This window comes from Thalassomonas sp. RHCl1, assembly GCF_947387555.1.
Taxonomy (GTDB): domain Bacteria; phylum Pseudomonadota; class Gammaproteobacteria; order Enterobacterales; family Alteromonadaceae; genus Thalassomonas.
This window is the reverse complement of record NZ_CANDNZ010000006.1, coordinates 110,372-130,391: the sequence shown is the minus strand read 5'-3', so window position 1 is coordinate 130,391 and position 20,020 is coordinate 110,372. Positions and strand designations below refer to the sequence as shown.

The following is a 20,020-nucleotide window of genomic DNA, read 5'->3' as shown; positions in this document are numbered from 1 at the left end:
GCTTTTTTTGCTATCCGCAGCAGGCAGATCCCTGCTAATATGCCCTCCCGCCAGGTTTCCCCGTTATCCAGATAAAGCGAGCCGTAACTAAATGAAATACCAATGGATACTTTTTGACGCCGATGAAACCCTGTTTCATTTCGATGCCTACCAGGGCTTAAAACTGATGTTTTCCCGTTTTGATATTGATTTTTCCCGGGATGACTTTCACCATTACCAAACCGTCAACAAGCCGCTGTGGGATGATTATCAGGACGGAAAAAAAACCGCCCACCAGGTGCAAAACATCCGCTTCCAAGGCTGGGCAGAAAAACTCGAAGTCAGCACGCAAACCCTCAACAGCGAATTTCTCAATGCCATGGCGGATATCTGCTCGCTACTACCCGGTGCCCGGGAATTAATCCAGGCGCTGGAAGGTAAAGTCAATATGGGCATCATCACCAATGGTTTTACCGAACTGCAAAGCATACGCCTGGAGCGCACCGGGCTAAAAGATACTTTTTATCCGTTGATCATCTCCGAGCAGGTGGGCACGGCCAAACCGGATGTCGCCATTTTTGAACATGCCTTCGAGCTGATGGATAATCCGGCAAAAGAGCAGGTGCTTATGGTAGGGGATAACCCCCATTCCGATATTCTCGGCGGCCTTAATGCCGGAATCGACACCTGCTGGCTTAACCGCCATAACCAAGACAAACCCGACGGCATAGATCCCCATTATCAGGTAACTTCACTGACAGAGCTGCAGCAACTGTTAACGCAGGATTTAACCCGAGGTTAAACTCAGGCTGCTGCTTACCTTTACTTGCCGGCGTTATTATTTTATCCCGTGCATGAGCTTGTTAATGAGCGGGGCAAGGATAAAGAGCAATAACCCGCCGCCGGTCAGCAGCCAGAAGCTGAAATCAAAGCCACTGATGGCTGAAGCCACCGTCATACCGGTTTCACCGCTGATACTGCCGGCTAGAATGCCGGAGAAATTATTGCCGATGGCGGTGCTTAAAAACCAGCCGCCAAAAGCCAGGCCCGCCATGGAAGCCGGCACCAGCTTACTGACCATAGACAAACCTATCGGCGATAAACATAATTCTCCCACCGTATGCAGCACATAACAGGCCGCCAGCGGCCATAACGGAATAAGCTGATTGGCATCCAGCAGGTTTTCCAGGGCAAACACCAGCACCAAAAAACCGGCCCCGGTACCCAGCAGCCCCAAAGCAAACTTCTGCGGAATATTAGGCTCGATGTTACGCCTGGACATTTTCAGCCAGATCAGTGAAAGCGCGGGTGCCAGCAGCAAAATAGCCACGGCATTCACCGACTGGAACCAGGCAAGTTTAAACTCAAAACCACCGCCCAGGCTCCTGTCCACCAGGTTTTGCGCCAAAAAGGTAAAGGAACTGCCCGCCTGCTCGAAAAACATAAAAAAGATGACATTAAAGCCACACATGATCAGGCACGCCAACACCCGATCCATCGCGATTTTACCTTCCCGCTTCGCCCCTTTAATCAGCACCGCAGCCAGGCCGACAAATAAAATAAATAAGATCCAGGCCAACACCTGGGCACCGGCATAAGCCATCAGCAGATAAACCGGCACTATCGAAGCGGCGGATCCAATGATCACATAGGCCAAATTTTTACTGCGCCGCGGACTTTTTACTATCGCTCCCGTGCCTTTTAGCTGACGTCGCCCCAGGTAAAACCAGCAATAGCTGATCACCATGCCGATACCGGCGGCGGCAAACACCACTTTATAGTTATCCATCATAGGAGTATCGGTTAAAGTGCTGGCCAGATACTGGGTCACAATCGGCGACACCATGGCCCCGGCATTGATGCCCATATAAAAAATACTGAAGCCCCGGTCACGGCGCGGATCTCCCTGCTGATAAATCTTGCCTACCAGGTTGGAGATATTCGGCTTAAACAGGCCGTTACCGATAATAACCGTGGCCAGCCCGAGCATAAAAAAGGTCTGATCCGGCAGCATCAGCAGAAATAAACCGGCCGCCATGATCAAGGCCCCGGTTAAAATGGCATGTTGCGAGCCAATGATTTTATCAGCAACATAACCGCCAAAAATAGCACTGCCATACACCAGGGCCAGGTAGGCACCATAGGTATTGGCAGCGAAAGTTTGTCCGCTGGCATCACCGTTAAAAAATTGTGCAACGATATAAAGAGTCAGGGCCCAGCGGATACCATAAAAGGCAAAACGCTCCCAAAACTCCGCCATAAATAACATCCACAAAGGTTTGGGATGTCCCCATAAATCATCATATTGGCAGTTTTGCTTAGTAAGCCCTGCCTCTTGCCCGGTTGCATCTAATGTTGTCATCGTTTTTCCTTGATAGGCTTGTTCTTTTGCTGCTATTAAGCATAAATCTTTAGGAAACACTGACTTGAAGAGAAGGTGAAGGAGGATAAAAACTTGGGTGAAGCTTTGGTGAAGGCCGGATGCAAGGCTTGAAGTTTGGTGAAAAAGCAGTAATGATGAGCTTTCCGAGGCTAAAGGATTAAGAAACTATGGGGGAGAAGAAAACAAGGGTTACCCGCTACCTGTTCGATGACCTGATCCTGGATATCCAGCAAGGCAGGTTATTGAGGAATGACGAAGAAATCCACCTGCCCAAACTCAGTTACGATCTATTAGTCTCCCTGGTTGAATCGTCTCCGGCATTATTAAGCCAACAGTTATTGATGGAAAAAGTGTGGCCCGACCGGGTAATTGGTGATGAAACCTTAAAACAAAGGGTAAAACTGTTACGCAAATCCCTGGGAGATGACGCCGGTAATCCCAGATATATCGAAGCCATCCGCGGACGGGGATATCGCCTGCGTCCCAAGGTAAAATGCGAATGCGTGATAAACCAGGCACCGGCAGCCATTGTTGATTTGGCCGCCAATGATCACTTTCCCAATATAACCTACCAGCAATTGACCGGCATCTGGCGCAGAATATCCCGGTTAGGGCTGACCCTTATTATTAGCCTGAGCCTGCTAACGGCATTATATTCACAGCTATATTCGACAACACCGGCAGCTCCCGTTCAGCTTGCTGCCAAGCAAACCAACAATGCCCCTCAGGTATTAACGACAAAAGAAATTGCCAACGACTATTACCTCAAAGGAAAAGAGTACTATCAACGCTACCGTAAAATCGATAACAGCATCGCCATAGAGTTTTTCCACAAAGCCCTGGCCAAAGATCCCAAATTTTCCCTGGCCTATGCCGGATTAAGCCAGGCGTACAGCCAGCAACTGTTCCAGTTTAACGGCGAAGAAAGCGATAAAATAAAAGCCATAGACAATGCCTACCAGGCCATCACTTTCGACAATGACTCGGCAGATGCCTACAAGGCGCTCGGTATTGCTTATTATGTTTCCGGCTGGCTCTCTAAAAGCATTAATGCCCATTTAAAAGCTTTGTCGCTGGCCCCTGATAATTTGGAAACCATCTCGAATTTGGGATTTATTTACAGCGAACAGGGTAAACTGGCACAAGCCGTCGACTGGCATAAAAAAGCGCTGGCTATCGATCCCGGCCATGTAGTGACTATGGTGCATGCCGGCCAAACCTTAAGCCTGTTAGGTCACGAACAACTGGCAAAAACCTGGTTTAATAAAGCGATAGACCTGCAGCCGGATTACCTGCTGGCCAGCTACCACCTGGGACAGGTACAACTGAGAACAAAACAATACCAACAGGCAATCACAACCTACCGGGATGCATTGGCGCGCTATCAGGATCATGCCTTATTGTCCGAAGGGCTGGCAGACAGCTATTTTTATAACGGCCAGACAGATTTGGCCCATAAAACCTACCAGGACATCATGATTAAACAGGAAAACAAGGTGCTGCCCCGGGTGCGTTTAATGTTTTTACTGACAGCACCAACATTGCCGGCAAAGGAAATCTCCGCCTTAACAACCTCCTTGAAAAACAGCCTTTATGAAGGTTCGGATAAGGCCAGCCTCAGTTATCAACTGGCCTTGATATACGCCCGGCAAGAACAGGAACAACAAGCCATCCGCTACCTGGTGCAAGCGCTGGAACAGGGCCTAACCCAGATAAACAAAGTTGAACAGCAGCCCCTGTTTCAGCCGCTGAAAACCTCTGACAGCTTTAATCGTGTGCTTACCCGCATGAAACAAAAGCAAAACAAGGAAAATCAACTCAGTAGTGAACTGGCATTTTTTAAAGCTGGGGAAGCGGCTCCGCTCAGTTAAGCGGCTCTGAAATTCACCTGGATTAGCCCATATCATTTAAATTGACTAACCCAGACACCAGAGCAAAGGTTTATTTTTCTGCTGAATACGGGTCTTCCGCTAACAGGTAGGCACGTAAATCAGCTTTGTTGGGTTGCTTTTCCAGCCAATTTCTTAGTTCTTTAACTTTTTCATAAGTTTCCTGGCCGAATTTATCCAGATAAATTTCATAAAAATTATCTTTGGTGCTAACAGTACGTATATTTTTTTGCCAGTGACTGGTTAATACTGCATTTAACGAGCCCGCCAAACCTTCTTCTTTCAACAACTCCCACTCACCGCTGTCTAACCAAACACCACCAACCCCGGCACTGTAATCGATACGATAAGTATTACTGGCAGTAAGACGGAATTTTCTCATAATTGTGCCGGTGACCGGACATAAAATGGCTTTTTTAGTATCTTCCACTTCATAATTAACATTATCATCAAAGGTGAATTCCGGATTACGTTCTTTCCAGGCCACATAATCTTCGATGAGGATCCAATTACCCTGGCAATTAGAGCAGGTATGCGCCCTGAACAGCCCGTCAATAAAACTGGGCACTAATTCACCCGCATTACAACTTGTGCATTTCATCATTTGAGTATCCTTTGGGTATTTTTACGACCTGAGCGCCATAATCTATTTTATACGGTTAATAGTATGTTAAAGTAGCAAGCAACAGCTATAAAAACATGCCTAATTTCCTGATATCTTACCCTAAACAGAGAAAAATTCGCATCTTATTTTAGCTAAGCATTCCGAAATGAAGCGGCGGTAATCCGCCGTAATGTTCAAACACGAACATGGCTGACATAATATCAGCCACAGTCATTGATGACGGTTCATTCGAAACCCGTATAAGCAACAAACACAAGCATTATCAAGCAATAACAATAATTTATTTAAGGATAAAATATGCAGCAAGTCTTTACCGTTGCCAGCCAGTTTCCTACCGTTATCTACACCGTATTATTAGCCGTAGTTGTCATTTACTGGCTGGTGGGCATGCTCGGACTTATCGACTTAGATTTCTCCGGCGATATTGATGTTGATGTCGACGCAGATGTCGATGCTGATGCCAGTGTCGGCGGCTTAACCGGTTTATTACTGACCTTTGGCTTGACCGGAGTACCTTTTACCCTGGTTATCAGCATTATTATCCTGGTGTGCTGGCTGATTAGTTTTTACCTACAATTTTATCTGCTGACCTGGCTGCCGGACGGCTGGCTTTACTACCTGGCCGCCACAGCGGCAAGTTTCGTGGTATTTTTAATCTCCTTACCTGTTACCGCGATTTTGATCCGGCCGTTAAAAGGCATGTTCAACAGTGTCGAAACCGCCAGCAGCAACAACCTGGTAGGCAAAGACGCCACTATCGCCACAGGGTCGGTCAGTGAAACCTTTGGCCAGGCAAAAGTTTTTAATGACGGCGCAGAAATCTTACTTGATGTCCGTTGTGATCCCCAACATCAGCTGAGCATGGGAGATAAGGTCTTGCTGATCGAATACCAGCAGGACAGCCATACCTATATAGTTGCGCCGTTTCCAGGCTAACCATTTGTAGTCAATAATTATTTTTATATCAATTTAAACACAAGATTAAAAACTTACGCTGCCGGTCTGCACGCCGGCAGCCAATATTAATAAGAGGAAAAACCTATGGTTTTGGAACCACTTTTTTTAGCAATTGGCATAGGCGTATTGTTCGTCTTTTCACTCCTGATCATGGTCGCCAAGTTTTATAACAAGGTTGAACAGGGTCAGGCGCTGATCATTAATAAATTACGCGCCGAGCCGGAAGTTAGCACCACCGGCGGCATGGTGATTCCGGTGATCCATAAAAAAGAAATCATGGACATCTCCACCAAACGTATGGTGCTCGAGCGTAAAGGGCGTTCGGGTTTGATCTGCCAGGATAATATCCGCGCCGATATCATCATCACCTTTTATATCCGGGTCAATGAAACCAAGGAAGACATCTTACGGGTGGCGAAACAAGTGGGTTGCGATCGTTCTTCCTACCCGGAAACCTTGCAGGAACTGTTCGAAGCCAAGTTCTCGGAAGCCCTGAAAACCGTAGGTAAGCAACTGAACTTTACCGAGTTATTTACCCAGCGCAACAGCTTCCGCGATAAAATCAAAGAAGTGATCGGCCAGGACTTATCCGGTTATGTATTAGAAGATGTTGCCATCGATTTCCTTGAGCAAACCTCTATCCGGGATCTTGATCCCAACAACATCATGGACGCCGAAGGTATCCGCCGCATCACTGAGCTGACCGCCCAGCAAAGCGTAGAAACCAACGACCTTAAGCGCCAGGAAGAAATCCGCATCAAACGCCAGGACATCGACGCCAAAGAAAAAGCCCTGGAACTGGAACGCCAGCTGGCAGACGCCGAAGCCAAACAACAAAGGGAAGTAGCGACGGTAAAAGCCCGCGAAGAAGCGGAAACCGCGAAAATCATGGAAGAAGAGCGCAGCAAGGCCGAACAGGCGAGAATCGACACCGAGCAGGTGATTGCCGTAGCCGAAGAAAACAAGCTGCGTGAAGCAGAGATCGCCGAGCAGAACAAGCTCAGGGCGGTTGCCATCGAGGAAGAAAAAGTCAAACGCGCCCGCCAGATCGAAGCCATCGACCGGGAAAAAGAGGTAGAAACCCTGCGCATAGACAAAGAAAAAGCGCTTGAAATCGAACGTAAAAATATCGCCGAAGTACAAAAAGAACGTATTGCGGTGGAGAAGAGCGTCGCGGAAGAAGAAGAGAACATCAAAGATCTGCGTGTGGTTTCTGAAGCCAACCGTTTAAAAGAAGAGCAGGTAATCAAGGCCAAGGCAGAAGCCGAAGAAGCCCTGGTAAAAGATATCGAAGCCGCCAAGGCGGAAGAGCAGGCGGCAGAGCACAAAGCCCGCAAGCTGCAAACCATAGCCGAAGCAGAATTAAAAGCCGCCAGCAAACAGGCGGAAGCGAAGAAAATCCTCGCCGAAGGGGAGCAGGCGGAAGCGGCTTCACTCGGCCTGGCAGAAGCACAAGTGACCCTGGCCCAGGCGGATGCCCAGGAAAGACACGGCGAAGCAGAAGCGAAATCGCTGGAGCTGAAACTAACCGCAGAAGCCAAAGGCATTGAAGAAAAAGCCCTGGCAGAAGCCACAGGCCTGCGCGAGAAGCAGGAAGTGCTCGATGCCATGACCGACTCTGCGCGTGACTTTGAAACCTTCGGCCTGCGCCTGAACCAGGAGAGAGAGCTGACCCTGGCGAAGCTGGACAACAGCGTTGATTTGGCCGAGAAACAGGCGGAAGTCCTGGCCAAAGCCCTGGGCGAAGCCAACATCAACATCATGGGCGGCGACGGCGACTTCTTACGCCAGTTCATGAAGTCCATTACCGTAGGTAAATCCCTGGATGGTTTAGTCAGCGAAAGCGAGACGGTACAAACCCTGTTTAAAGATCAGTTAAACGGCGACCGTAACATCATGGACGACTTGAAAGGTGTATTGGCGGGGGCTTCCGATTCCAGCGAAACCCTGAAAAACATCAATATGGCCAAGTTATTGTCCAGCCTGAACAATGCCGATGACAGCCAGAAAGGGGCAATAGCCAGCCTGCTCAGCGGCTTAGGTGGTAAAAATACCTCAGACGTTAAATAGCCGGTTTATCCCGAAAAACATCGCCTGCTGCCAAAGAGCGGGCGAGCACAAATTTATGCCATCAGCTTAAGCCCTTCCCCTGTCCGGGCAAGGGCTAAAATATATCCCGTGGAGAGTTAAATGTCCGAGATGGAAAATGTCGATAATGAAGCCGTAGCCCAGGGCGGCTCCTATGAATTGATCCAGCGCCGGTTGCAGGGCTTAGGTGAAGACCTCACCGGCCAGCTTAAACAGCTTAATGATGATCGTATATCCCTGTTCGGTTCAACCGACATGAAGGTTGAAGCCAGGGTCAGGGTGCGCACCGAACATAACTGTGTCGCCCGGGATATCGCCGCCATCGGCGAGTTATTGCTGTTTGGTTATAACGTTTTCCTCGGCCTGAAACGCAATATCACGGTAGCGGATGTTTTCAGCCTGCATAAGCTGGTTGACAATGACGGCGAGCTGGAAATGGTGGACGTGCCTTTTGCCGGCAGCTTTTTAGACCACGCCGACTTTATCCGCGACTTTGACGAACTCTACACCTATTATAAAAAAACCTTTCTTGCCCATGTTTACCGCCAGGGCAGCAAGGTCTTTGCCGTATTCCAGATCGGCGAGCGCCTCGACGATATCCGGGTATTCCAGTGGGGCATAGCCGCCGACGGCGAAGTCCGTTATATCGACAACCGCGGCGAGCGCAATATCAAACAGCCGGAAAATTTCGACTTTGAATGGCAAAAAGTCAGCCGCGAGCAGCAGGAAACCGGCAAACACCCCCATTACAATTTATTCGATACCTTGTTTGTTGAAGCCATCAACGGCAGCCTAACCCTCAAGGTTGAAAACAATACCGAAGACGGCCAGGGCATCTATAGCGAAGAAGTCGACGACGCCCATCAATCGCTGGACGATGCCGAAATCCATTATGCCAAGGTTGGCGAGCTGATCCTGTTAAAAATCAAACCCTACCGGGAGCAGCAAACCCGCCACCTGATTTTTAACTGCAAAACCCAAGAAGTATTGCGCCAGGACGCCATAGAGCATGCCTGTGTCCAGCTACCGGAAGATCACGGCATTATTTTCCCCGGCGGTTATTACCTGCAAAGCGGTGAAAACAAAAGCTTTGACGACAACGCCGAAGACCTTCAGCTGCACCGGGTAGTAAAATCCCCCAACGGCGAAGACTTTCTTTATATCTTTTACGAGCCAAATGAAGGCCAGTATGCGCTGTTCGGTTATAACCTGATCACCCGTACCCTGCAAAACCCCATATACGGCCACGGCCAGAGTCTGGCCAATAACGGTCGCGCCGTGGTGTTTAACGCCGAGTCGGAGCCGTCACGCATCCACGCCATGCAAATCTGGCAAACACCGTTCTGCAGTGACGAATATGCCAGCGAACAACCAAAAGAAAGCGGATTGTTCGGCAAAATCGGCAACCCGGAGCTGGTACGGGGCATTTCTGACTTATACGGCGTAGTTAAGCTGATCAATGTCAAAACCCCGAGCGTGCATCACTTCAACGACCTGGTAAAAGAGTCGGCGCAGCTGCTGGATAAATATCACTGGTTAACCGACCCCCAGTTATCAGCCCTCAATGAGCTGATCAAACAAGTGATCAACACCTCAGAGCTGGTGCTGGATGAATTTGAAAAAGTCGCCAGTATCAAGGCGGCTTCCGATCAGGTCATGCTCGAGGCCAGACAAAAACAAGCAGAGATAATCAAACGTTGTGAAAAAGCCAGTTTCGACAGCGCCGAAGGATATGTCCAGGGGCTGACGGATCTTGCCGCCTTTAAAGGAGAGCTGATCTCCCATAAAGATCTGAAATATATAGATCTCGCACAAATCGACACCATGGAGGACGAGTTAGAAGCATTAACACTCACCTTAAGCCAGGCCACGGCAGATTTTCTCCAGCAAGACCAGGCACTGAAGCCTTATCAGGAAAAAATCGAGCAACTGGAAAAAGAAATAGCAGCAAGCGAATCGATCACCGCATTAAAACCGATACGTGCCGCCATAGACGAGCAGGTACAGGGGCTGGAACTGCTCAACCATACCATGCTGTCGCTGAATATCGAAGACAGCCGGCAACGCACCCGGATACTGGAAGATATCTCCACCGTTTTCAGCCAAATCAATCGGGTTAAGGCAAGCGCCGAGCTGGCGGCGAAAAATGTCGGTTCAGAAGAAGCCCGTGCAGAATTTGGCGCCCGCTTTAAGCTGCTGGGACAAAGTGTCACCAGTGCCTTAAATGCCAGCGATACGCCGCAGGCCTGTGATCAGCAGTTATCGACCTTGCTGATCCAGCTGGAAGAACTGGAAAGCCAGTTCAGCGACTATGATGAGTTCTACCAGGAAATCCTCGCCAAACGGGACGAAATTTACGACAACTTCGAGCAGCATAAACAGCAGTTAATGGATGCCCAGCAAAGACGCTGTTTAAACCTGAAAACCGCCGCCGACCGTATCCTCGAAGGCATCAACCGCCGCAGCCAGGACTTTAACGACGTTAATAAGCTCAACAGCTATTTTGCCGCCGACCCTATGGTGGCGAAATTAAGACAGCTGACGGAGCAGTTGCGGGATCTGGACGATAACGTGCGTGCCGACGATGTCGACGCCCAACTGAAAAACGCCAAAGAGCAGGGCATACGTGCCTTGCGCGACAAAACCGATATTTATTCCGCCGACGGCAGCCTGGTAAAAATCGGCGAACACCAGTTCTCCGTCAACCGGCAAAAGCTGGAACTGACCTTACTGCCCAGGGAACAATCTATGGTGCTGCATATCAGCGGCACCGACTATTTTGAACCGTTAGCGCCTGAGCTTTTTGCCGGCACCGAGCATTTATGGCAGCAGGAGCTGATCTCAGAAAGCCCCGAGGTTTACCGCGGCGAATACCTGGCAGCAAGTATCTTATTCGAGGCCGAAGCCAAAGGCAGCACCGGCATAGATACTCTGCTTGGTGCGGCAAAAGAAAACACTTTAACCGAGCTGGTGCGAAAAGCCGCTGAGCCCAGATACCAGGAAGGTTATGACAAAGGGGTGCACGACGCCGATGCCAGCCTGATCCTGAGCGAATTACTGGCCTTACGCCAATCGGTAGGCCTGCTAGCCTATGCCGCGGCCGAGCGCCGCCTGGCATGGGTTTATATGGCAACCGGGCTCAATGATGAGGCACGCCAGCAATTAGTTAACCGCTGTCACAACCTCTATTTGATGGAGCAAACTTTCGGTAGCAGTGAGCTGCGCGCCCAGCTGAGCGATGAACTGGCTCAAGCCTTAACCGAGCTGATCACAGAGCAAAATTGGCTGGCCTGCGACAGCCGTTTAGCCGCAGATTATCTGATCAATGAATTTGCCGACGGCAAACAGCAATACGTGATCCGTGAAGCCGCAAAAAGCCTGGTAAATCAGTTACAAAACCAGCTCAAACATAAAAGCCTGGAGCAGCAACTGCAATCGGCCCTGGCCGGATGCAGCAGCCTGGAGCAGAAAATGAAACTGCACCTTGCCTGGTTAACCTCGTTTGCCGGGCATCAGGATATTGATGCCGATCAGGAATTAATCCTTGAAGGTGCCAGCCTGATGACGCTGAAAGAGCCGTTGAAATTTTATGACTCCAGCGCCAATACCTCGGGTATGGTCAAAGGTTTATTGGGGCAACATGGCCGCATCAAGGAGCAGGTACTGGCATTTAGCTACCAGGAATTTATTGCCCGGCTGAGAAACTTTACCAACGAGCAAGTACCGGCTTTTACCCGATTCCACCAGCTGAAACAGCAGATATTAGCCGAGCAACGCCAGCGCTTGCGCCTGCAGGAGTTCAAACCGGGGGCACTGTCGTCTTTTGTCCGCAACAAACTGATCAACGACGTCTATTTCCCTATTATCGGCACTAACCTGGCCAAACAGATCGGCGCCGCCGGCAATAATAAACGCTCGGATCTCATGGGTTTGTTATTAATGATCTCGCCGCCGGGATACGGTAAAACCACCTTGATAGAATATGTCGCCAGCAAGCTCGGTATGACCTTCGTCAAGGTCAACTGTCCGTCTATCGGCCATGAGCAGTTGTCCCTGGATCCCGCCCAGGCCAATAACTCCACCGCCCGCAGCGAAGTAGAAAAAATCAACCTGGCGTTTGAGATGGGCAATAATGTTATGCTCTACCTGGATGATATCCAACATACCAACCCGGAGTTTTTGCAGAAATTTATTTCCCTGTGTGACGGCTCAAGGCGAGTAGACGGCGTCTGGAACGGCGAAAGCAAAACCTATGACATGCGCGGCAAAAAGTTTGCCGTAGTCATGGCGGGTAACCCTTATACCGAATCCGGCGAAGCCTTTACCATCCCGGATATGCTCGCCAACCGCGCCGACATCTATAACCTGGGTGACACCTTAAGCGGCCGTGAACATGAGTTCTCGTTGAGCTTTATCGAAAACAGCTTAACCAGCAACAGCTATATCGCGCCGCTGGCCACCCGGGATATGGACGACCTCTACCAACTGGTAAAAATGGCCGACGGCGAACCGCTGCCGATCACCGAACTCAAACACGGTTATTCCCAGGCGGAAGTGAACGAGATCATCGCGGTGATCCAGCGCATCCGTAAAATCCAGCAAACCGTACTTAAGGCCAACGAACAATATATTGCCTCCGCCGCCCAGGATGATAAATACCGAGTGGAACCGCCGTTTAAATTACAGGGCAGCTACCGCAATATGAACAAGATGGCGGAAAAAGTGGTGCCGGTGATGACGGATGAAGAGCTGGAACTGCTGATTGCAGATCATTACCGCGGCGAAGCACAAACCCTGACGGTAGGCGCGGAAGAAAACCTGTTAAAACTGGCGGAACTAAGAGAAACGTTAACGGATGAACAAGAGCAGCGCTGGCAGCAAATCAAAAACGATTATGTCCGCCACCAGAACCTGGGCAGCGGCGATGATCCGCTGGCTTCGATTGCCAGCCAGATTTCGTTATTGCAGCAGGGCCTGGGCCAGATAGGCAGCGCCCTGGAGCAGCCAAAATCAGACGGTTTGGAGCAGATAAGTCAGTCATTGTCGGCACTGGCCAGCCAATTAAACGGCCAAAAAGCAGAAGCCGGCAACAATGCCGAGCTGGAAAAAACTCTGGCGATATTCAGCGAAAAAATGGAGGCTTTCCTGACTCCCCTGGTCACGACCTTGCAAAACAACCAGGCTCTGGACAGCGCCCTGGTGGAAACCCTGAAAACACTGGAGGTTAAACCGGGACAGCCAGTGCGCAGCGCCACCAGTGAAATTCAGAAAATCAGCCGGGAACTGGTGCAGGACAGAGAAAACAGTTCGGATGAATTAATACAGGACTGATAGTTAAAGGAAAAGCACTCCTCCTCCCCGCCGGGTCTAAACGCCTGGCGGGAACCTGCCTGCCAAGCTTTCCTCCACAAGCGGATATAAACTCACACTTTTATCAGCAAGAGCTACACTAATACACATTCAATATTTCGCTGAAAGAAGGTCTTCTTTACCATGTGCTTGGATGGAAGATATGACAGCTATTGAAATCATAGGTGTTGTGCTGATTTTCGCCGTGACCGGCATAACCGGTCTGATGGTGATACGTGTAATAAAAATCCCTTATTCCCTGGCCCTGGTGCTGCTGGGGTTTATCCTGTCTTTCTCCATAGAAATCTTTGACTGGGACAGCGGCATCCGGGCCAGCAACTTCCAGGATCTGATGCTGTTTGTACTGCTGCCGGTATTGATTTTTGAAGCAGCCTTTGTGTTGGACAGCAAGCTATTATTTAAATTCCTGCCGAACGTACTGACCCTGGCCACTATAGGTTTGCTGTTATCAACTGTGCTGACTGCCGTATTACTTTTTTACGGCATAGGACACCCGGGATTTCCCTTTATCGCCGCCCTGATCACCGGTGCCGTGGTTTCCGCCACAGATCCAGTGGCAGTGGTGGCGCAATTAAAAGCCCTGAAAGCGCCGGCTGAGCTGAATGTGCTAATTGAAGGAGAAAGCTTATTTAACGATGCCACGGCCATCGCCCTGTTTACTATCCTGGTCAGTATCGGCATAGGCGCCGCTGAACCGGACGTGATCTCGGGTTTAGTCCAGTTCTTGAAAATATTCTTCGGCGGCATTTTAGTCGGCATGCTGATGGGCTGCATGTTTGCTTTTTCCCTCAGGTTATTGGCGGTTAACGTGCCGGCCCTGGTGCTGGTTTCCCTGGTATTGGCCTACGGCAGTTTTTATATCGGCGAGCACTTTTTCCATGTTTCCGGCATAGTCGCGGTATTATTTGCCGCCATCGCCTTTAAAAGGCTCGGCCAACAAGCCCTCACCCCGGTGGAAGATGAACTTCACAGTATCTGGGAGTCTATCGGTTTTATCGCCAACGTCTTCGTCTTTGTCTTATTGGGACTGGTGGTTTCTGTCGACATGTTCACCGAGCGCTGGCTGGCGATAGGGCTTGCGGTGATCGCCGCTACGGTGGCACGCTTTATTGCCGTTTATAGCTCCACCAGCTTGAACAGATTTACCCTGGGACAAACCATAGATCCCAGGTACCCGCCGATCATGATCTGGGGTGGCCTGCGCGGTGCCGTCACCATAGCCCTGGTGCTGTCGCTGCCTACCGAGCTGCCCTACTGGTGGACCATTCAATCCATAGGTTTTGGCGTAGTCTTATTTACCCTGATTGTGCAAGCCACCACCAACCCTTTATTAGTGAAAAGGTTGAAAATATAACTTAGATCGCTTTATCAGAAGAGCATTAAGGCATATCCGCGGTGAGTTCGCAGCAGGCACAAGCGGCTGTTTTGATTGTCTTATGATCATCTTTTCTGCTCAGGCTTCAAACGGTGGCGATTTTAAGAGGACCAATTTTTTTATCAAATTTTTTCTTTTTCGCGCTCACCTGACCGGTTTCCACATAAACTTTCAGATCATTTAATATGCCGTCAAAACCTTTGTTTAAACCGAGTTTTAACAACGGATATAAGATTTTACCCAGTAACTTAAGCTCGACATTACAATCCCAAAATACCTGAGTGCCGCCATCCGGGGTCGACTTAAACTGCATCACCACATGGTTTTTTATAATCGGAATATCGCCGCCGGACGTTTTCACCGGAAAAATTTCAAATTCGAGCCTGTGGTTATCAGCATCAAAGCTAAGGATATTTTCTACCGCATGAAACGGGTTCTCTTTATTTTCCAGGTAACAGATGCGGCCCGGCAAAGCATCGCCAGCTTGCTTAGCAGCCGGAGTCTCGTATGAGTGCACCACGCCGGTCATCCATTTATAAGCATTGGCAAAATCTTCTGCCGCCACCTGCCAGACCTTGTTAACCGGTTTGTTGATAATTACTGTTCTGTTTAATTTCATAACTTGCTCCTCACGAATGTCGGTACCCGGATGGTAAAACATCGATATGGGGCCAGTATATTCGGTCTATAAATACACAGATACAGCAAAAAACAGGTCACAGTGGTGCATATATGAACCAGAAAAATAAAAAGCCCCTTTAATGGCAATTAAAGGGGCTTTTTAAGCTAAAGTAGCTTCAACAATCGCAAAAGCCGATATCAGCCAGACCAGTGAATTTTAGTGATCTTCCAGCTGCCGCCCTTGTGTTTCTTTAATACCAGGGTTTCCATGCTTTGCCGATCAACCGCTTTACTGTTATAGCTACCGGTGATCTGGCCGCGGTACATGGAAACAGCGGTATCGCCGGATACCTGCACCTGGTGTTCCAGCGGTTTTATCTGCAACGACTTCAGATACTGGATATCCGCTTTCATATGATGGCTGGCATATTGCTGCGCCGAGCGCTCTACCCGGCCTCCTTCAAAAATCAGTACATCATCTGCCAATAAATCCCGGGCCGTTTGCTCATCACCGGTTTGCAATGCCCGGTGAAAGGTTTTGACCACCTTGGCTGCTTCACTACCCAAGCCGCTGAACAATGCAGGTTTATTGTTATGATGCTCTTTGCCATGGGCAAAAACACTGGTTTGCATCAATAAAGTGCTCACGAACAGCAGCAATAGGCTAAATTTCTTAGTTAGTTTATTCATTATTTTTCCTGTTTATTTTCTCTGTTTTTATATAAGTAACGGTAAATGAAGTCAGGCCAGATTGGCCGGTCCCATTACCGTAGATAACACTGAGGTAACCGCCAAAATCACCGCCGCCACCCAGATCTCAACCGAGATCGATTTTTGCAGATGTTGACAGTCCTGCTTTTTGCCGTGATGAACCGCAGGTACTAAATGAAATTTATGCCAGGCGGCCATCAATAAAATTGCCGAGACCAGCAAAAGTTTTAACAGCATCAGCTGGCCATAAGGGGTGGTGATTAATTCCGCCGGACTGTCCATAAACATTACCAGCAAGCTAACCCCGGAAATCAATAAAATCCCGACAATCACCATGGCAAGCCGGCCAAATAGGTGCATCAGGGCGTACAGGGCTTTTTGCTCTAATATCCGACAGCTGAGCCACAAGGGATATAAAGCCCCTATCCACCAGGCAAGGGCCAGGACATGAAAGGCTATCAACCACTTGGCAATCCCGCCGATATCGGCATTATGACCGATAAAGGTAAAGGAATAAGCCAGGACCGGCAGGGCGAAAATATAAAAGGCCGCCATAAGTTGGCCCTGCATTTTCTGCAATCCGGCCCGGGACTTCTCCGTAAACCTGCCTGTTATCCATACACCGAACACTAACAGCGTAAAGCCGCTCAGGCGCCAGAACACCGAATCTCCCACCGGGCTTTGCCACAACAAGTCGATCAATTCACCATCAAACATGCCGCCAAATCCTGCTTCGGCAAATGCGCCTACCTGGATAAAGAAGTTGGCGATCACCGCGACAATACCGAGCATAATACCCAGCACCACATACTCGATCACCGCCTTGACCTGGCTGGCAGGTTTAATTAAAGCCGCAATAAAGGGGCCGCCGACCGCTGCGGCCACCCCGATATAAATCAGCCATTTGGAAACCAGGTTGCTATAGTCCCAAACAGTGAGTTCCATAATACTTCCTCACATCAAACGGCCATTACTCGTGATTGTGGTTACTGTGACCGTCGTCTGTGGTACGTTTTTTCGAGCTGCTATGCACCATAAAGCTGAATTCACCGGTCATTTTATGGGCATCTTTACCCATGGCCAGCCAGTTCACCTGGTAACTGCCCACGGCCAAATCAGGCACAGGCAATTGAAACTTACTGCCAAAGCCCTTATCCGGTTTGCTGCCGAGTTTAATGGTTTTGCCGGCTTCATCCGTCAGCTTTAATTTCACCAGGCGGACATCGGAGACAAATTCCAGCGATACTACTTGCGGCGGGTGATTCAGCATGGCGCCGTTGGCGGGCATAGAAGCCTTCAGTTTGGAGTGGGCCGCAGCCAGAGTGCTTAGGGTTACTAAAATCATTACTGTTAATACTTTGAATACTTTCATAAAATTCTTCTCTAATTTAATTGTTAGATTGTTGTGTTGTTAACGATATCTGTTGCTAAAACCAGGCCCTGAACCCCAGCACCAGCTGGGTTTCACTGGTGCTTTCCCCTTCGGCGCGGGCAAAGTCTGCGGTATTGCCGAAACTTTTCGACCAGTTCACCCCGATATAGGGAGCAAATTCCCGCACCACTTCATACCTTAGGCGCAGACCCGCTTCGATGTCGGATAAGCCTGAGCCTATGCCGGTTGTCCGGTCATTTTTACCGTAGAAGTTAACTTCGATTTCCGGGCTTAATACCCATTGCTGGGTCAGCATGATTTCGTATTCCGCCTCTACCCTGAGTGCGGTTTTCCCCTCTTTGCCGATAAAGAGCGCGCTATCCATTTCAAAAAAGTACGGCGCCAGTCCCTGGAAACCAATCACCGCCCACTCAGCAGAAGGGGAAGGTTTAAAATCTTGCCGGAAACCAAACTGCAGATCCCAGTAAGGGGCAACCGCCTTGCTGTATAAGGCCTGTAGCTCTGCCGACTCTGTGCTACCGTTTGCCCGCTCGCCGTCGGTTTTGATCCAGAGCTTTTCCAGATCATAACCGGCCCAGGCCTGCGCCGCCCAGCTGGTGGCGTTGTCGTTATTCACATCGCCTTCAAACTGATCCAGCATCACCTTAGTCAGTAAGGGATCATCCGAGCCTGCCGCATAAACCGGGCTGTTGGCCAGCACAGCGGCTAAAGCCAAAGACACTAGTGTTAATTGCTTTTTCATCACAAACTCCTTAACTGACCACGACTTTTCTGAACATACCCAACATGTGATAGAGCAGGTGACAGTGATAGGCCCAACCGCCCATGGCATCTGCACTCACCAGGTAACTGATTTTCGATCCCGGCTGTACCAGTACCGTATGTTTTTTCGGGATATAACCGGGTTCGCCGGTTTCCAGTTCACTCCACATGCCGTGTAAGTGCATGGGGTGGGCCATCATGGTATCGTTGACCAGGGTGATACGCAGCCGTTCGCCGTATTTAAGCTGCAACGGCTCGGCATCGGCGAATTTAATGCCGTTCATCGACCACATATAACGGCTCATATTGCCGGTCAGGTGCAGCTGAATTTCACGGCCGGGTTCGCGCGGATCCGACGTCGGCTGCAGGCCGACAATATCGCCGTAATTGAGCACCTTGCGGCCCAGCTCTTTTTGGTGTTGCCTCAATCCGATACCGGGATCATAAAGACCACTTTTCGGGGTGGAGGCGCGCATATCCACATGCGGGCCAAACTCACTCTTCACATGCTTGATTTCGCTGTTACTGCCAAAGCCCGCCAAGCCTAAAGCACCGGCTGCCATATCCTTCATCTGGTGTCCGCTATGATCCATGCCCGATTTTTTCATGCCGGACATCTCCGGCTGTTTCATACCAGGCATAGCCGAATGATCCATACCCGCCATCGCCGACATATCCATGCCCATATCCGCATGGCCAAGCACGGCAGCGGTATCCATTTTCGGCACTTCGGCAATCACATTAGCATCCGGGGTCAGGTTACCCACGGCATAACCGGTTCTATCTATGCTCTGGGCAAAGATGCAGTAGGCCTGCTCGCTATCCGGTTCGACGATAACATCATAGGTTTCCGCCACTCCCATGCGGAACTCATCCACGGTAACCGGCTGGATATTTTGTCCGTCGCTGGCCACCACCGTCATTTTCAGTCCCGGGATCCGGACATCAAAAATAGTCATGGCGGCACCGTTAATGAAACGCAGCCGTATCTTTTCACCTTTATTAAACAGTGCCTGCCAGCCCAGCTCAGGAGTATTGCCGTTCATTAAATAGGTGTAGGTATGGCTGGTCACATCCGAGAGATCCCGGTCGCTCATGCGCGCTTTATTCCACATGGCCCTGGCATTGAAGGTATTAACCACGCCGTTTTTCTTGATTTCATCCAGCAAATCGCCAGCGGTGCGCTCGCTGAAATTGTAATAACCGGACATTTTTTTCAGCTTGGCGTAAACATCCGTGGGATCTTCATCGGTCCAGTCGGTGAGCATCACCACATACTCATTGTCATACGCCACCGGGTCCGGCTCCTGTGGGTCAATGACGATAGCGCCGTACATGCCGGTTTGCTCCTGGAAGCCCGAGTGGCTGTGATACCAGTAAGTACCGCTTTGCTGCACCTTGAACTTATATTCAAAGGTTTCCCCCGGCTTGATGCCGTCAAAGCTGATGCCGGGTACACCGTCCATCGCACTCTCCAGGATCAGGCCGTGCCAGTGCAGTGAGCTGGTTTCCGCCAGGTTATTTTTTACCCTTAAGGTGACGGTTTCCCCCTCCTTCCAGCGCAGCACAGGGCCAGGCAAGGTCTGGTTGATCACCGTGGCCAGGCGTTCGCTGCCGGTAAAGTTGACGGTTTTATAATCCAGGCTTAAGTCAAAAACTTTGCCGGACAAGGTGGTGAGCCCGCGGCTAACGGCCCCGGCCAAGGTTTTTTTCGAAAAGGGGATAGCGGTTAGCAGCAGGGCGCTGCCGGCCCCGAGCACAAACCTTCTGCGCGACAACCCCAAAGGGCTGATCGCTTTATTTTTGGCAAACATACTGCCTCCAAATAGCTACGGCCTGCTGAAAAATTCAGACAAGATGCCGTGCT

Annotated in this window: 14 protein-coding genes; 6 read left to right on the top strand and 8 right to left on the bottom strand. The window is 49.8% G+C overall.

All coding sequences use genetic code 11. The features are described 5' to 3' along the window. Window positions 1-91 precede the first annotated feature (91 nt). Window positions 92-781, top strand: a complete 690-nt coding sequence (gene yjjG, locus QL234_RS17640) for a pyrimidine 5'-nucleotidase (protein ID WP_281559122.1) — start codon at window positions 92-94, stop codon at window positions 779-781. Between the two features lie 36 nt (window positions 782-817). Here the strand turns inward: yjjG and QL234_RS17635 are convergent, their stop codons facing one another. Continuing rightward, window positions 818-2,341 carry an oligopeptide:H+ symporter gene (locus tag QL234_RS17635; protein ID WP_281559121.1) on the bottom strand — a complete coding sequence of 508 codons (1,524 nt, stop codon included), beginning with the start codon at window positions 2,339-2,341 and terminating at the stop codon, window positions 818-820. A gap of 188 nt (window positions 2,342-2,529) precedes the next feature. On the opposite strand from QL234_RS17635, the gene QL234_RS17630 reads away from it, so the two are divergent. After that, the gene (locus QL234_RS17630) at window positions 2,530-4,233 is read left to right on the top strand and encodes a tetratricopeptide repeat protein (RefSeq protein WP_281559120.1); all 1,704 of its coding nucleotides are present in this window, start codon (window positions 2,530-2,532) and stop codon (window positions 4,231-4,233) included. Window positions 4,234-4,303: 70 nt separating this feature from the next. Here the strand turns inward: QL234_RS17630 and QL234_RS17625 are convergent, their stop codons facing one another. Next, the gene (locus QL234_RS17625; protein WP_281559119.1) at window positions 4,304-4,855 is read right to left on the bottom strand and encodes a zf-TFIIB domain-containing protein; all 552 of its coding nucleotides are present in this window, start codon (window positions 4,853-4,855) and stop codon (window positions 4,304-4,306) included. A gap of 318 nt (window positions 4,856-5,173) precedes the next feature. Between QL234_RS17625 and QL234_RS17620 the strand changes: the two genes are divergently transcribed. The 4 genes from QL234_RS17620 to QL234_RS17605 all read left to right on the top strand — a co-directional run bounded on the left by QL234_RS17620 (window position 5,174) and on the right by QL234_RS17605 (window position 14,645). Next, window positions 5,174-5,812: an OB-fold-containig protein gene (locus QL234_RS17620; protein ID WP_281559118.1), complete on the top strand. Its 639-nt coding sequence runs from the start codon at window positions 5,174-5,176 to the stop codon at window positions 5,810-5,812. Window positions 5,813-5,917: 105 nt separating this feature from the next. Beyond that, window positions 5,918-7,903: a hypothetical protein gene (locus tag QL234_RS17615; protein WP_281559117.1), complete on the top strand. Its 1,986-nt coding sequence runs from the start codon at window positions 5,918-5,920 to the stop codon at window positions 7,901-7,903. Between the two features lie 120 nt (window positions 7,904-8,023). Next, window positions 8,024-13,252 carry a DNA repair ATPase gene (locus QL234_RS17610; RefSeq protein WP_281559116.1) on the top strand — a complete coding sequence of 1,743 codons (5,229 nt, stop codon included), beginning with the start codon at window positions 8,024-8,026 and terminating at the stop codon, window positions 13,250-13,252. A gap of 181 nt (window positions 13,253-13,433) precedes the next feature. Next, a complete protein-coding gene (locus tag QL234_RS17605; RefSeq protein ID WP_281559115.1) occupies window positions 13,434-14,645 on the top strand; it encodes a sodium:proton antiporter in 1,212 nt (403 codons plus the stop codon). A 106-nt stretch (window positions 14,646-14,751) separates the two neighbouring features. On the opposite strand, the gene QL234_RS17600 is transcribed toward QL234_RS17605, so the two are convergent. The 6 genes from QL234_RS17600 to QL234_RS17575 form a co-directional block, all read right to left on the bottom strand. Next, window positions 14,752-15,285: an SRPBCC family protein gene (locus tag QL234_RS17600; protein ID WP_281559114.1), complete on the bottom strand. Its 534-nt coding sequence runs from the start codon at window positions 15,283-15,285 to the stop codon at window positions 14,752-14,754. 200 nt (window positions 15,286-15,485) lie between these two features. Continuing rightward, window positions 15,486-15,977 (bottom strand): nuclear transport factor 2 family protein, encoded by a 492-nt coding sequence (locus QL234_RS17595; RefSeq protein WP_281559113.1) that lies wholly within the window; start codon window positions 15,975-15,977, stop codon window positions 15,486-15,488. A gap of 51 nt (window positions 15,978-16,028) precedes the next feature. Beyond that, window positions 16,029-16,943: a CopD family protein gene (locus QL234_RS17590; protein WP_281559112.1), complete on the bottom strand. Its 915-nt coding sequence runs from the start codon at window positions 16,941-16,943 to the stop codon at window positions 16,029-16,031. Between the two features lie 25 nt (window positions 16,944-16,968). Further along, window positions 16,969-17,370: a copper resistance CopC family protein gene (locus QL234_RS17585; RefSeq protein ID WP_281559111.1), complete on the bottom strand. Its 402-nt coding sequence runs from the start codon at window positions 17,368-17,370 to the stop codon at window positions 16,969-16,971. A 55-nt stretch (window positions 17,371-17,425) separates the two neighbouring features. After that, window positions 17,426-18,133, bottom strand: a complete 708-nt coding sequence (locus tag QL234_RS17580) for a copper resistance protein B (protein WP_281559110.1) — start codon at window positions 18,131-18,133, stop codon at window positions 17,426-17,428. 10 nt (window positions 18,134-18,143) lie between these two features. After that, window positions 18,144-19,967, bottom strand: coding sequence for a copper resistance system multicopper oxidase (locus QL234_RS17575; protein ID WP_281559109.1), 1,824 nt, complete (start codon window positions 19,965-19,967; stop codon window positions 18,144-18,146). Between the last annotated feature and the right edge of the window lie 53 nt (window positions 19,968-20,020).

Bases quoted from the DNA above. Each gene is read 5' to 3' on its own strand.
- QL234_RS17620 (WP_281559118.1), top strand. From the start codon at position 5,174: ATGCAGCAAGTCTTTACCGTTGCCAGCCAGTTTCCTACCGTTATCTAC.
- QL234_RS17605 (WP_281559115.1), top strand. From the start codon at position 13,434: ATGACAGCTATTGAAATCATAGGTGTTGTGCTGATTTTCGCCGTGACC.
- QL234_RS17595 (WP_281559113.1), bottom strand. From the start codon at position 15,977: ATGAATAAACTAACTAAGAAATTTAGCCTATTGCTGCTGTTCGTGAGC.
- QL234_RS17590 (WP_281559112.1), bottom strand. From the start codon at position 16,943: ATGGAACTCACTGTTTGGGACTATAGCAACCTGGTTTCCAAATGGCTG.
- QL234_RS17600 (WP_281559114.1), bottom strand. From the start codon at position 15,285: ATGAAATTAAACAGAACAGTAATTATCAACAAACCGGTTAACAAGGTC.
- QL234_RS17630 (WP_281559120.1), top strand. From the start codon at position 2,530: ATGGGGGAGAAGAAAACAAGGGTTACCCGCTACCTGTTCGATGACCTG.
- QL234_RS17615 (WP_281559117.1), top strand. From the start codon at position 5,918: ATGGTTTTGGAACCACTTTTTTTAGCAATTGGCATAGGCGTATTGTTC.
- QL234_RS17575 (WP_281559109.1), bottom strand. From the start codon at position 19,967: ATGTTTGCCAAAAATAAAGCGATCAGCCCTTTGGGGTTGTCGCGCAGA.
- QL234_RS17585 (WP_281559111.1), bottom strand. From the start codon at position 17,370: ATGAAAGTATTCAAAGTATTAACAGTAATGATTTTAGTAACCCTAAGC.
- QL234_RS17610 (WP_281559116.1), top strand. From the start codon at position 8,024: ATGTCCGAGATGGAAAATGTCGATAATGAAGCCGTAGCCCAGGGCGGC.
- QL234_RS17635 (WP_281559121.1), bottom strand. From the start codon at position 2,341: ATGACAACATTAGATGCAACCGGGCAAGAGGCAGGGCTTACTAAGCAA.
- yjjG (WP_281559122.1), top strand. From the start codon at position 92: ATGAAATACCAATGGATACTTTTTGACGCCGATGAAACCCTGTTTCAT.
- QL234_RS17580 (WP_281559110.1), bottom strand. From the start codon at position 18,133: ATGAAAAAGCAATTAACACTAGTGTCTTTGGCTTTAGCCGCTGTGCTG.
- QL234_RS17625 (WP_281559119.1), bottom strand. From the start codon at position 4,855: ATGATGAAATGCACAAGTTGTAATGCGGGTGAATTAGTGCCCAGTTTT.